Here is a 12852-nt window from a genome sequence, read left to right on the forward strand (position 1 = left end):
CAATGCAGAGCCGCTCGTCGACCGAGCCGCCCCGATGATCGACCCCTTCGGACGGGCCGTCACTTATCTGCGTGTTTCCGTCACGGACAGATGCGATTTCCGCTGCACCTATTGCATGGCGGAGAACATGACCTTCCTGCCGAAGAAGGATCTCCTGACGCTGGAAGAACTCGACCGGCTCTGTTCGGCCTTCATCGCCAAGGGCGTGCGCAAACTGCGCCTCACCGGCGGCGAACCCCTGGTGCGCAAGAACATCATGCATCTGGTGCGCGGCCTGTCGCGTCACATCGGAAGCGGACTGGACGAGTTGACGCTGACCACCAACGGCTCCCAGCTCGCCCGTCATGCGGCCGAACTCGCCGACTGCGGTGTGCGCCGCATCAACGTGTCGATCGACACGCTCGACAAAGACAAGTTCAAGACCATCACCCGTTGGGGCGAGCTGGACAAGGTCATGGAAGGCATACGCGCCGCACAGGCCGCCGGCATACACGTCAAGCTGAACGCGGTAGCACTGAAGGACTTCAACGAGTACGAAATCCCCGAACTCATGCGCTTCGCACACGGCGAGGGCATGGATCTGACCCTGATCGAGACCATGCCCATGGGCGAGACCGATGAGGATCGCACGGAGCAGTATCTGCCTCTTTCTCTGGTGCGACAGCGGCTTGAAGAACAGTTTACGCTTGATGACATTCCCTATCGGACCGGCGGGCCGGCCCGGTATGTCGAGGTTCGGGAGACCGGAGGAAAGCTCGGCTTCATCACGCCGCTCACCCATAATTTCTGCGAAAGCTGCAATCGCGTGCGCCTGACATGCACGGGCACGCTCTACATGTGCCTCGGCCAGGACGACGCCGCAGACCTGCGCACGGCGCTCAGGGCCTCCGATGACGACGCCTATCTGTCGACGGCCATAGATGAAGCCATTTCACGCAAGCCCAAGGGCCACGACTTCATCATCGATCGCAATCACCGCAAGCCGGCCGTGGCGCGGCACATGAGCGTCACCGGCGGCTGAGCGCCGCCGGTTATCTCGCTCCGCCTCAAGCGGACCGACGGAAGCCCGGCGCTTCGGCGCGCTGGGTTTCGGTGCGAAAACGCGAGATCTTGTGCATCAGGATGTCGACGCGCTGGCGAAGCCCCTGGATCTCGGCATTGTTCTCCTCGACCATGGCAGCGTTCTGCTGTGTGATCAGTTCAACGTCACGCACGGCCGACGTAACTTCGCTGATGCCCGTCGCCTGCTCGCGTGTGGCAGCAGAAATGCCCTCCACCAGCGACTGGACCTCTTCGACCTGATCGATGATCGACTGGAGCGCAGCGCCGGTATTTTCCACCAGCTCGACACCCGAACGCACTTGGCCGCCACTCACGGAGATCAGCGTCTTGATCTCCTTTGCCGCATTGGCGCAGCGTTGCGCAAGATCGCGCACCTCCTGCGCAACGACCGCGAAACCGCGACCCGCCTCACCCGCACGGGCTGCCTCGACGCCGGCGTTGAGGGCCAAAAGGTTGGTCTGGAAAGCGATCTCGTCGATGACACCGATGATCGTCGAGATCTTGTCTGACGAACGGCTGATCTCCGCCATCGCCTCTACAGCCTTCCTGACCACCACGCCGGACTGCCGGGCATGGTCACGAGCCGACTGTACGGACTGGGCCGTGCGCCCTGCCCCGTCGGCCGTCGTCCTGACGACATCGCTCAGATGCGAAAGCGCGCGGACGCTCTCCTCGAGCGCCGCCGCCTGCTGCTCGGTCCGCCGCGCCAGATCGTCGGCGGACACGGCCAGGTTCTCCGTGCCGGCATTGATGTCGCTGCTGGCGGCCCGCACGTCTTCGAGCGTGGCACGCAGTGCCTCGACCGCCTCGTTGTAAGTGGATGCCATGGCAACGAAGTCCGCCGGCAGATCGTCGTCCATGGAGACGTTCAGCTGCCCGTTCGCCAGCGCCTCGAGGACGGACGACAGCGCTTCCAGGGCCGAGCGTTGGTCGGCCTCGACGCGCGCCCTCTCATGGGCGCGCTGTGCACTCTCATGCTCGGACTGCGCACGGGCGGCTTCCGCCTCGCCCTCGAGCCGCTTGTTTTCGAGCGCTGCATCGCGGAATACGGTGACCGAACGCACCATGTCGCCAATCTCGTCGCCGCGATTGCGTCCCTCAATCGGCACCGAGAGATCACCACTCGCCAGCCGCGACATGACGCTGGTGATGCGCTTTAACGGCGCCCGTAGCGTCTCGATCAACATCAGGCCGCCGATGATCGCGAGCAGCGTGCCCACAACCATGGTAATGACCGAGATCGTGGCTGATCTTTCACTGTCCTCGCGCCCGATTTCCTGGGCCTGGCTGACAAAATTGCGCAGCGATTCCATTGCGGCAGAGACCGAGGCATTGGCGGCCAGACGATTTTCCCGCCAGTCACGGGCGGCATCGAGACGGGCCTGCGAGTTCTCTGTGATCGAGGCGAGATGCGGCGCGATCTTCTGCGGAAAGTCACGCAGGGCGCTGTTCTTCGCGCCCAGTTCCGAAATGCGCGCCGCGACGTTCTGAAGCCGGCCCACATCGCCAATCACCACTGCGCGGCTCTGGTCGTCGAGGGAACCGAGCATCTGCTGAACGCGGAGCTCAAGCGTCGCGATGTCGAGCGCCGCTGTATCGACCAGCGCCATCAGTTCTTTTTGCTCGCCGACGAGCTTGTCGAGACTGACGAAGCGGTCGGCAGCGATGTCGCTGTTCTTCGCCGCCTGCAGGGTAATTTTCTGTTCGATCTCGACCAGTTCGGCAAGCACCCGTCCGAGCTCTTGCGCCCTGGCATCGTCAGGACCGGAATTCGCGAGAATCGCCTCAACCTTCTGGATCGCAGTGGCAACGTCAGCGACAAGCACTTTGCCCTTGCTGGATGCGATCTCCTCGGCCTTGGCCAGATCCTTCTTCATCGGACCGAGATACAGCTTGGCCTCGGACAGCTGCTCCTCAGGCGTAAACGCCATCTGCACGCCAACACGCAGCTTGCCCAGACGATCGAGCAGAGACTTGAAGGCGGAGGCGTCGAACAGCAACTCCTTGGCGAAGCGCTCCTTGCCCGAGAGATCGGTACGGACGAAATCGACCTGCTTGACGATCTGCTGGCTCTCCGACTGCAGTGCAGCAACAGCAGCAGTCAGCCCGGCGTCGAGTTCCTCCCGCCGCATCTTGCCATCCCAGAGTATATCAGTCTGCCCGCGCATCTCGGTCGGCAATCCCGTCAAGGCGGAGAGATCGGCCGTTTGCGCCTGCCCTGCCAACACGCCGTTGAGCACGGCGAGCCCTTTTTCCTGCCCTTCGATTGCCGCGACGAGAGCCTGCCGGCTCTGTTCGGTCGGATCGAGACTGAATTCCTGCAACCCCTGCTGAAGGGCCTCCAGGTCACTGATATTGCCGATCGTGGCGCGGGTGACCGTCATGTGACCGTTGAGGGTGGTGGCAGTCCAGTAGCCCAGAAGACCGACACCGGCCATGAGCAGGACGAGAGGAACGACAAAAAGCAAAACCTTGGTGACGATCCTGCGGCTTTGCAGGAGGCGATCGATAAAACTCATGAGACTCTCTGAAAGGCCGACGCCCGCGAAATCATCGCGCAGGTTGAAGTATGGGGCAGAGCCACCTCATGCGGCACCGGTTCCATTCTTGTCTTCGGGAGCTTGAACAAAGGTTAACCCTGTAACCGCCTTTTGGCAGTGCAGCATGTTTTGCCGTCCGGGACAGCGGAATTCCGGTTTCTACGGTCCCCGGCTTGGGCTAGAACCAGCGCACAGGCACGGGAATCGAGCATGGCATTATCCGAGAACACCCGAGGCGCCCTTCTGATGGCGGTCTCGATGGCTGGCTTCACCATCAACGACGCTTTGACGAAATCGGTGACTGCGGACCTGACCGTGGCGCAGATCATGTTCGTGCGCGGGGCCTTCACGGCCATCCTTGTTTACATCGTCGCCCGCCGCATAGGGGGACTGGACCACGTCAGGAATATCCTGCAGCCGATGATCCTCCTGCGCATCCTCTTGGAGACGATCGCAGCCATCGCCTTTCTGGCGGCGCTGGGACAGGTGCCGCTCGCCAATGCCTCCGCGATTCTTCAATCGATGCCCCTCGCCGTGACCTTGGGGGCTGCGCTCTTCTTTCAGGAGCCTGTCGGCTGGCGGCGCTGGACAGCAATTGGCGTCGGCTTTCTGGGCGTGCTGGTCATCATACAGCCAGGCCCGGAAGGGTTCACGCTGGCCTCGCTCTACGTCGTCCTGTGCGTCTTCACCGCCGCTGCGCGCGACCTTGTCACCCGCAGGATCGATCCGAAAGTCTCTTCGGTGACCGTGACATTGTTCACGGCCGCCTCGATCTCCTTTGCCGGCCTGCTGCTGATTCCCGCCTTTGGTGGCTGGGAGCCGGTATCGGCGACGGCATACGGGAGGCTGGCCTTCGCCTCGGTCTTCCTCTTTGCGGGCTACCAGGCGATCATCATGGCGATGCGCACCGGTGAAATCTCCTTCATCGCCCCGTTCCGCTATACCAGCCTGCTCTGGGCGATCCTGCTCGGCATCCTGTTTTTCGGAGAAACCCCTGATATCTGGATGATCGTCGGCGCCAGCATCGTCATCGGCTCCGGCCTCTACACATTCTATCGCGAGAACAAGAAAAAGGCGGCGCTCGCCCGCCTCTCCGATCCGTCCTCTCCGGGCTGATCGCGGTCGCCAGCCAAGGACAAGTTCGCGTGCCAGAGCCCTCCCGCTTCCTCGACCCGACAACCGCGCCGCATATCGTCAGCCTCGTGGCGATCGCGGGCCTGTCGGCGTTGACGATGAACATCTTCCTTCCATCGCTTCCGGCAATGGCCACGGACCTCGGCGTTGGCTATGACCGCGTCCAGATTCTTGTTTCCGGCTACATCGCCATGACGGCCTTGGTTCAGCTGATCATTGGCCCCCTTTCGGATCGATACGGGCGACGGCCGGTCATGATCGGCGCACTGCTCATCCTGATCGCCTCCTCCCTTGTCTGCGTCATCGCGACATCAATTGAGATCCTGACACTCGCCCGCATGGTCCAGACGGCAGTCGTGGCGGGCCTTGTCCTGTCTCGGGCCATCATTCGCGACATGGTGCCGATGGAAGAGGCTGCCTCGATGATCGGTTATGTCACGATGGGCATGACACTGATTCCGATGATCGGCCCGACGCTGGGCGGGCTTCTGAGCGACGCCTTCGGCTGGCGCTCCAACTTCGTGGCGATCCTCATCGCTGCCATTCTCGTGCTGATCCTCGTGCAGCGCGATCTCGGGGAAACCAACCGGCAGAAGAGCGGCAGCTTTTCGGAACAGTTTCGGGCCTGGCCGCGGCTGCTCGCCTCGCCCCGTTTCTGGGGCTACACCATGGCCGGCACCTTCACGTCCGGGGCCTTCTTCGCCTTTCTAGGCGGCGCGCCCTTCGTCGGTGGCACGCTGATGGGCCTGACACCGAGTACGCTTGGCCTGCAATTCATGTTCATCGCCTCCGGCTATATCGCCGGCAACTATCTGTCGGGCCGCTTCGCTCGGCGCGCCGGCATCGACATGATGATGCTCATCGGCGGTGTCGTCGCTCTCGCAGGGGCGACCATCCCCATCCTCTTCTACTCCCTGGGTTTTGTCTCCTCGCTGGCCTTCTTCGCACCGCAGGTCGTCGTCGGCTTCGGCAACGGCTTGTCCCTGCCGAGCACCAATGCGGGCATCGTCAGCGTCCGGCCGGAACTCGCCGGCTCCGCTTCCGGACTGGGCGGCGCGATCACCATGAGTGGCGGCGCCGTCGTCTCCTGGCTCGCCTCGCGCATCCTGACCGTCGAAACAGGTGCCATGCCTCTGCTGCTTGTCATGCTGGCCTGCTGCGTTCTGGCATTGGTGGCGGTAGTGCTCCTGCGCTTTTCGCCGGGAGAGGAAAGGTGAACTGATGGCCGAGTCCGCACGCCTTCCGGGCATCATTCTGGCCGGCGGCCTGTCACGCCGGATGGGTGAGGACAAGGCATTGATGCGGCTGGAGGGCACGCCACTCGCGCTGCATGTCGCCTCACGCCTCACCCCTCAGGTGACAACCGTGCTTCTGAACGCGCCGGAGGGACATGCCCTATCCGACAGCCTGCCCCTTTTACCCGACGCGAAGCCGGACAGGCCAGGGCCACTTGCCGGCGTGCTGGCGGGCCTCAAGATCTTTGCCGCCCTGCCGGACGCCCCGACCCACATTCTGACCACGCCCTGCGACACGCCCTTTTTACCCCGTGACCTCGTTTTTCGCCTAGCGGAGCAGGCAAGCAGCGGCATGATCGTGATGGCCGCCTGTGCCGGTCGGACCCATCCGGTCACGGCCCTCTGGCCCCTCGCGCTGGAAAAGGATCTGGACGCATGGCTGGACGATCCGGCACATCGCCGGGTCTTCGATTTCGTTGCACGACATCAAAACAGAACGGTCGAGTTCACGCCCCACGACGGCCCGCTCGGACCGGTCGATCCCTTCTTCAATATCAACACGGCAGAGGATTTGGCGCTTGCCGGCGCAATCCTCAAGCGAGGTGCCCTGTGACGACGAACCCGCGCATCTTCGGGATTGCCGGCTGGAAGAATTCCGGCAAGACCGGCCTGGCCGTGCGGCTTGTCGAGGAATTCACCAGGCGTGGCTACCGGATTTCGACGATCAAACACGCCCATCATGACTTCGACATCGACAAGGTCGGTGCCGACAGCTATCGCCACCGCGAAGCCGGCGCCCATGAAGTCGTCATCGTCTCCGGCACCCGGTATGCCATCATGCATGAGTTGCGGGGCGCGCCCGAACCGAGCTTCGAAGAAATCCTCTCCCGCATCGGCCCGTCCGACCTCGTGCTGATCGAGGGCTACAAGCGCGAACCGGTACCGAAGATTGAGGCCCGCCGCGCGGGCGCGAGCAATCGCGAGCCACTCGCCCCGACCGATCCCCATATCCGTGCCATCGCGGCGGACCATGAAGTGACGGACACGGACCTGCCCGTCTTCGATCTCGACGACACCAATGCGATCGCCGATTTCATCGCAGACGTCACGGGTCTGCCGCCGAAAGCCTGAAACACCTCGACAAGGAAAAGGGCCGCCGGATTGCTCCAGCGGCCCTTCTTTTGGTCAGCGATTCTGCCGTCGATCAGTCGTTGCTCGATATGCCGGCAGGGCGAACCAGCGTCGTGACGCGGCGGATGGCCACGCGTCGGTTCTGCTGTTCGGCGGCTTCCGTCCGGATCTTCAGGAAGCGCTCGCCATAACCCTGGACCGACATGTTTTCCGGCGGAATGCCGTAGACTTCGGTCAGGAGGTTGGCGACCGTCTCGGCGCGCTGATCCGAAAGAACCAGGTTCGAACGATCCGAACCGACCGCATCCGTATGGCCTTCAATCAGGAAGACTTCGCCCGGATCGTTTTCAAGCAGCTTCTCCATGGCCTCGGCAACCTTGCGCAGGGTCCGGGCCTGTTCCAGCGGAACCTCGGCCGAGCCCGACGGGAAGGTGATCGTGTCGAGGTCGATACGACGAACCTTGTCACGGATACGGGCAGACGACTTGACTTCATCGATGGAGTAGACGCGCTCGACACGCTCGACCGGCGGCTGCCCCAGGAATTCGTAGTAGTCGCGATCGGGTGAGCGAGTCGTGCTGACGATGTAATCGTTGACCGGAATGGTCAGACGCATCGGCGGCAGGGACAGACCGACATCGACATACATGGTCGGACGTTCGCCCTCCGCTTCCGGCGAATACATCAGGACATATTCACGACCGCGCGGAGAAATGCGCGAGCGAATGATGATGTCGCCGTAACGGTTGTAGACCGTGACCAGCTTGCTGCCGTCGGCACGCTCGATGGTTTCGCGGGTCCGACCGCGCGGCAGTTCCTCGTAGTAGGTCTGTTCCGCATCGTAGCGCAGCCGCTCGCGGTCGTCGCTGCGCACGACGATCTGGTTGCCGACATTGATGACCGTACGATTGTCGACCTGCTCGATCACCCGGATCTCGGTGACCTGATTGACCACGTTGTTCTGGACGATGTTGTTGTTGGTGACATTGTTCGTGACGTTGGTGGTCACCGTGCTGTTCGACACGTTGTTGGTGACAGTGGTCGGCACTTCGAAGGTCGGCGCAGCCTCAAGCGTGGTGCCCTGCTCCGTGATGTTGGCCTGCATGGCCTGCTGATCGACCTTGATCGAATCAGCCTGCGCGGCAGCATCATTTTCCGGCGGCGGAGCGGCTTCTTCCTGAGCACGGAGTTCGCTGCGCTGCTGACGGACTTCCTGGCCACCGCTGTTGTCGGCGTCCTTGTCGCTGTCGAGAACGGCTGCACCGTTGTCGACCGGCAGAACGACAGTCTCGGAAGACTGGGACGGATCTTCCGCGATCGCCTGCTTTTCTTCAGTGGTCCGCGTGTCGGTGATCTCCTGAACCGGCTGGTCTTCCTGTGGTTCGACGGCGGGCACGACGACCTGTTCGCCTTCCGGCTGGGCGCCAGCCGGAACATCGTTACCGGTCGCCTGCTGGTCGGCAGGTTGCTGGCCGGCGGGCTGCTCCGCCTGATCGGCCGGAACTTCGCCTTCTGTTGCCGGCTGTTCGCCGGCAGCGTCCTGACCTGGGCGCAGTTCTTCTTCGGCAGCCGGAGCCTGCTCCCCGGTCGGCTGCGGTGCGGCCTCCTCTGGCGCAGGCTGCTGTTCTTCGGTCGGCTGCTCGGTCACAGGTGCCGGGCATTCTGCCTCGGTGGCAGCTTGCGAGCCATCGGCGCACGTCACGTCCTGCGGCTCTGCTGCTGGCTGGGCCTCTTCAGCCTTCTGTTGCGCCTCTGCCTCGGCTGCACGCTGGGCCTCCGCTTCCGCCTGGGCCTGAGCTTCGGCTTCGGCCGCACGCTGGGCGTCGGCTTCCGCCTGGGCCTGTGCCTCCGCTTCAGCCGCACGCTGGGCTTCGGCTTCCGCCTGGGCTTGCGCTTCTGCTTCAGCCGCACGCTGGGCGTCGGCTTCCGCCTGGGCCTGAGCCTCTGCTTCAGCCGCACGTTGGGCTTCGGCTTCCGCCTGAGCCTGAGCCTCTGCTTCGGCCGCACGCTGGGCTTCGGCTTCCGCCTGGGCCTGAGCCTCTGCTTCAGCCGCACGTTGGGCTTCGGCTTCCGCCTGAGCCTGAGCCTCTGCTTCGGCCGCACGCTGGGCTTCGGCTTCCGCCTGAGCTTGCGCTTCTGCTTCGGCAGCACGCTGGGCCTCGGCTGCGGCCTGGGCCTGCGCTTCGGCTTCCGCCGCGCGACGCTGCTCTTCCTCGGCAGCGGCCTGCGCATCGCGGGCGGCACAGGTGTCCGCATCCGGAGCCTCGGTGCCGTCGTTGCAGACGACGGCCTGGGCAAGCTGGATCAGTTGCTCTTCGGCCTGGCGGGTCTGGCTCTGCCGTTCCGGGTGTCCGATGACCGAAGCCGCGACAGGCTTTGCGAGCACCGCCACCGACAGCACCGGTATCGCCACCGTGGCCAGCAATCTGTTCTTGAACATATCTTGCGTTTCCTTCCCTCTGCATGGCCACCGATGAAATCATCCGTGCCACACCATTGAATGCGTGCTCGATTACGCGAACCGAAACTGCCGCCAAGCTAGATGTCGCATAATTAACCGTGCCTGAACGGTTGGGAACGACATTTGCTCCATCCGCCGACGCAGAATGGAACAAAAAACTCCCTCTCGCCTGCTAACCGGGCAATTAGCAGCAAATTTTGTCGGGCACGCGGTTTGTTGTTGATTTCGGTGCAAAAACCGGACGAATATTGGGCCAAGTGCTGCCATCAACGCTGCACGATCATGGACAGCTGCATCAAAACAAAAAGCGGCGTCCACCAACAGAGAGGATCTCATGCGTATTCCGACACGTTTTCTGGCCGCAGCTTCGATTGCTGCCCTGTCGCTTTTTGCCGGTTCGGCCATGGCGCAAGAAAAGCTGATCATCGGCACTGAGGGCGCATACCCGCCATTCAACAACCTTGAAGCCGACGGTTCGCTGGTCGGTTTCGACATCGACGTCGCCAAGGCGCTCTGCGAAGAGATGAAGGTGACTTGCGAATTTGTCACCCAGGATTGGGACGGCATCATCCCGGCTCTGCAGGCGAAGAAGTTCGACGCGATCATTGCATCCATGTCGATCACGCCCGAGCGTCTGGAAAAGGTCGACTTCTCCAAGAAGTACTACAACACCCCGCCGGCCGTCGCCGTGCCGAAGGATTCGGACATCGCGGACGTTGCAGGTCTCGCTGGCAAGACCATCGGTGCCCAGTCATCGACGACCCACGCCAACTATGCCGAAAAGCACATGGCCGAGTCGGAGCTGAAGCTCTATCCGACGGCTGACGAGTACAAGCTTGACCTCGAAGGTGGCCGCGTCGATGCCGTCGTCGACGACATCGTCGTTCTCTCCGAATGGCTGAAGTCGGACGCTGGTAGCTGCTGCAAGATCCTGACCCCGCTTCCGGTCGACGTCGAGATCAACGGCGAAGGCGCCGGCATCGCGGTCCGCAAGGGCGAAACCGCACTGGCCGACAAGTTCACGGCCGCCATCGCCGCGATCCGTGCGAACGGCAAATACGACGAAATCAACAAGAAGTATTTCGATTTCGACGTTTACGGCGAGTAATCGCACCATCACCTGACAAACGAGTGGCGGAAGTCGAACACTTCCGCCATTTTGCATTTGGACGGCATGACGATCAAAAAGGCGGGAAAAACCGCCAAGGGGGAATGGCATGGGCGGATTGTCTTCCGCGCTCGGCTCGCTCTGGGCCTGGATCAGCTACACGTTTGATCCACTCTGCGGCCCGGTCGGGCTTTTCCGGCTTCTGGCGTCGGACACTCTGGTCAGCTGTGGCGACACGGGCTGGGGCGACGAGATCGCCTTTGGTGTGAAGGTGACGATTTCGCTGGCACTTGTGACCCTGCCGGTTGGCCTTGCCATCGGCTTCCTGATCGCCCTGGCGCGGCAGTCCGACGAATGGAGTCTGAGGGCAGCCACCGGCGTCTACACCACCATCTTCCGCGGCCTGCCCGAGCTCCTGACGCTCTTCATCGTCTATTTCGGCTTCCAGATCCTGGTCCAGTCGGTCCTTACCTGGTTCGGCAGCGAACAGCGGGTCGAGATCAACGCCTTCATCGCCGGCATGATTGCCCTGTCGGTGGTATTCTCATCCTATGCATCCGAAGTCCTGCTCTCGGCCTTTCAGGCAATCCCGCGCGGACAGTACGAAGCCGGCAGCGCCGTCGGTCTCTCGCGACGCAAGACGATGTGGCTGATCATCGTGCCGCAGCTGATCCGGATCGCCCTGCCGGGCTTGAGCAATCTCTGGCTCGTGCTGCTGAAGGATACGGCGCTTGTCTCGGTCATCGGCCTTGCCGACATCGTTCGCCAGACCGGTGTTGCTGCCCGCGTGACCAAGGAAGCCTTCCTGTTTTACGGCATCGCCTGCCTGCTCTACCTGATCCTGGCCAGCGTCTCGTCCATCGGACTGAATGCGATTTCCAAATGGGCGAACCGCGCGGAGGTGGGCCGATGAGCCATGCTCTGGAGATCATTCCGGCCCGCCCTGCGCCTCCAGCAAGAGTGATCCGCATCACTGCCGCTCGTGTTTTCGGCTATGCTGTTCTGACACTTTGGGCCGTGCTCGGACTATCCCTGGCCTGGTACCTCGTATCGAGCTGGGACCCCGAGAAGATCGCCCGCTACGGCTGGCGCTATATGGACGGCCTCGCCACCACCCTGATGCTGACCTTCGGCTCCATCACCCTGGGCGCCGTCCTGTCCTTGCCGGTGGCCTTCGCGCGCATGGCGAAGAACAGACTGCTGAACGCCATTTCCTATGCCTATGTCTACGTCTTCCGCAGCACGCCCATGCTGCTGCAGATCTTCATGATATACTATGGCCTCGGCTCGTTCCGCGCTGAGATCGATGCCGTAGGCCTGTGGTGGTTCTTCCGCGAAGCCTGGTATTGCGCGCTCTTCGCCATGACGCTGAACACGGCGGCCTATCAGGCGGAGATCCTGCGTGGCGCAATCGAAAGCGTCCCGCGCGGCCAGACGGAAGGCGCCAAATCGCTCGGCCTGCCGACGTCGATCACCTTCTGGAAGATCATCATGCCCCAGGCGCTGATCGTGGCACTGCGTCCCTATGGCAATGAAATCATCTTCATGATCAAGGGCTCGGCTGTCGTCGCCGTCGTCACGGTCCTCGATCTCATGGGCCAGACGCGATACGCCTTCTCGCGCACCTTCGACTACCAGACCTATCTGTGGGCCGCGATCTTCTACCTCGCGATCGTCGAGGCGCTCCGTCACACCTGGGGCGCTATAGAGACGCGCCTGACCCGTCACTTGAAGCGATAGTGGCTTTGCGGGCGGCATCTGCCTTGGTGTCGCTCGCCCCCCGCTAAGAAATCATTTACCAAACGGTGTTTCCATCATGTCAGGGCCCGCGTTGGTCGCGCCCCCGGTCGGTCGCGGAAGCGTGACGCCGTCCGCACCGATCCCTTGCAACGGGAAACGGAGCAATGGACATGAACAGCGAAATGGAACTGATGCTGAAGGGTTATGGGTTGACCACCGCCCAGATCCTCTACCGCCTGCCGGACCACCCGTCGCTGCTCCAGACCTACATCTGGCAGCACTACGACCTTGCCCCGGACTTTCCAGAGATGCGTGGCTTTTTGCGCTTCTGGCAGGACAAGATTGAGGGCCCTCTCCACTCCGTCACCTACGTGCACAAGAAGATGATCGCGGCCAGCGAATGGCGTTCGCTGAAGGGTGAGTTCATCCTGCACTGAGGTC

General features: G+C 62.4%; 11 protein-coding genes. 9 read left to right on the forward strand and 2 right to left on the reverse strand.

Annotated elements, in window-relative coordinates:
- Positions 1-34 precede the first annotated feature (34 nt).
- Positions 35-1021, forward strand: coding sequence for a GTP 3',8-cyclase MoaA (moaA, locus tag LJE98_RS13325; RefSeq protein WP_229575754.1), 987 nt, complete (start codon positions 35-37; stop codon positions 1019-1021).
- A 25-nt stretch (positions 1022-1046) separates the two neighbouring features.
- Here moaA and LJE98_RS13330 read toward each other — a convergent pair whose 3' ends face one another.
- Entirely contained in the window at positions 1047-3581 is a 2535-nt protein-coding gene (locus LJE98_RS13330) for a methyl-accepting chemotaxis protein (protein WP_229575697.1), read from the reverse strand.
- Positions 3582-3812: 231 nt separating this feature from the next.
- On the opposite strand from LJE98_RS13330, the gene LJE98_RS13335 reads away from it, so the two are divergent.
- From LJE98_RS13335 to mobB, 4 genes are read left to right on the forward strand one after another with little or no spacing between them, the layout of a single operon-like run.
- Positions 3813-4718, forward strand: a complete 906-nt coding sequence (locus LJE98_RS13335; protein ID WP_229575698.1) for a DMT family transporter — start codon at positions 3813-3815, stop codon at positions 4716-4718.
- A gap of 29 nt (positions 4719-4747) precedes the next feature.
- Positions 4748-5953 (forward strand): multidrug effflux MFS transporter, encoded by a 1206-nt coding sequence (locus LJE98_RS13340; protein WP_229575699.1) that lies wholly within the window; start codon positions 4748-4750, stop codon positions 5951-5953.
- Positions 5954-5957: 4 nt separating this feature from the next.
- On the forward strand, positions 5958-6584 hold the full coding sequence (gene mobA / locus LJE98_RS13345; RefSeq protein WP_229575700.1) for a molybdenum cofactor guanylyltransferase MobA: 627 nt from the start codon (positions 5958-5960) through the stop codon (positions 6582-6584).
- On the forward strand, positions 6581-7102 hold the full coding sequence (gene mobB, locus LJE98_RS13350) for a molybdopterin-guanine dinucleotide biosynthesis protein B (RefSeq protein ID WP_229575701.1): 522 nt from the start codon (positions 6581-6583) through the stop codon (positions 7100-7102). The genes mobA and mobB overlap by 4 nt, the downstream gene beginning before the upstream one ends.
- Positions 7103-7175: 73 nt before the next feature.
- On the opposite strand, the gene LJE98_RS13355 is transcribed toward mobB, so the two are convergent.
- Positions 7176-9542, reverse strand: coding sequence for an OmpA family protein (locus tag LJE98_RS13355; RefSeq protein WP_229575702.1), 2367 nt, complete (start codon positions 9540-9542; stop codon positions 7176-7178).
- A 355-nt stretch (positions 9543-9897) separates the two neighbouring features.
- Here LJE98_RS13355 and LJE98_RS13360 point away from each other — a divergent pair, with 355 nt between their 5' ends.
- The 4 genes from LJE98_RS13360 to LJE98_RS13375 all read left to right on the forward strand — a co-directional run bounded on the left by LJE98_RS13360 (position 9898) and on the right by LJE98_RS13375 (position 12848).
- A complete protein-coding gene (locus LJE98_RS13360; protein WP_229575703.1) occupies positions 9898-10671 on the forward strand; it encodes an ABC transporter substrate-binding protein in 774 nt (257 codons plus the stop codon).
- 109 nt (positions 10672-10780) lie between these two features.
- Complete coding sequence (locus tag LJE98_RS13365; RefSeq protein ID WP_229575704.1) at positions 10781-11584, forward strand: ABC transporter permease; 804 nt, start codon at positions 10781-10783, stop codon at positions 11582-11584.
- Entirely contained in the window at positions 11581-12411 is an 831-nt protein-coding gene (locus tag LJE98_RS13370) for an ABC transporter permease (RefSeq protein ID WP_229575705.1), read from the forward strand. The genes LJE98_RS13365 and LJE98_RS13370 overlap by 4 nt, the downstream gene beginning before the upstream one ends.
- Positions 12412-12581: 170 nt before the next feature.
- A complete protein-coding gene (locus LJE98_RS13375) occupies positions 12582-12848 on the forward strand; it encodes an usg protein (protein WP_006726048.1) in 267 nt (88 codons plus the stop codon).
- Positions 12849-12852: the final 4 nt, after the last annotated feature.

This window comes from Rhizobium sp. 'Codium 1', from assembly GCF_020889605.1.
GTDB classification, from domain to species: Bacteria; Pseudomonadota; Alphaproteobacteria; order Rhizobiales; family Rhizobiaceae; genus Allorhizobium; species Allorhizobium algae.

What these genes read in the sequence shown, in the direction of transcription:
- moaA (WP_229575754.1), top strand. Translation starts at nt 35, where the DNA reads ATGATCGACCCCTTCGGACGGGCCGTCACTTATCTGCGTGTTTCCGTC.
- LJE98_RS13330 (WP_229575697.1), bottom strand. Translation starts at nt 3,581, where the DNA reads ATGAGTTTTATCGATCGCCTCCTGCAAAGCCGCAGGATCGTCACCAAG.
- LJE98_RS13335 (WP_229575698.1), top strand. Translation starts at nt 3,813, where the DNA reads ATGGCATTATCCGAGAACACCCGAGGCGCCCTTCTGATGGCGGTCTCG.
- mobA (WP_229575700.1), top strand. Translation starts at nt 5,958, where the DNA reads ATGGCCGAGTCCGCACGCCTTCCGGGCATCATTCTGGCCGGCGGCCTG.
- LJE98_RS13355 (WP_229575702.1), bottom strand. Translation starts at nt 9,542, where the DNA reads ATGTTCAAGAACAGATTGCTGGCCACGGTGGCGATACCGGTGCTGTCG.
- LJE98_RS13360 (WP_229575703.1), top strand. Translation starts at nt 9,898, where the DNA reads ATGCGTATTCCGACACGTTTTCTGGCCGCAGCTTCGATTGCTGCCCTG.
- LJE98_RS13365 (WP_229575704.1), top strand. Translation starts at nt 10,781, where the DNA reads ATGGGCGGATTGTCTTCCGCGCTCGGCTCGCTCTGGGCCTGGATCAGC.
- LJE98_RS13370 (WP_229575705.1), top strand. Translation starts at nt 11,581, where the DNA reads ATGAGCCATGCTCTGGAGATCATTCCGGCCCGCCCTGCGCCTCCAGCA.
- LJE98_RS13375 (WP_006726048.1), top strand. Translation starts at nt 12,582, where the DNA reads ATGAACAGCGAAATGGAACTGATGCTGAAGGGTTATGGGTTGACCACC.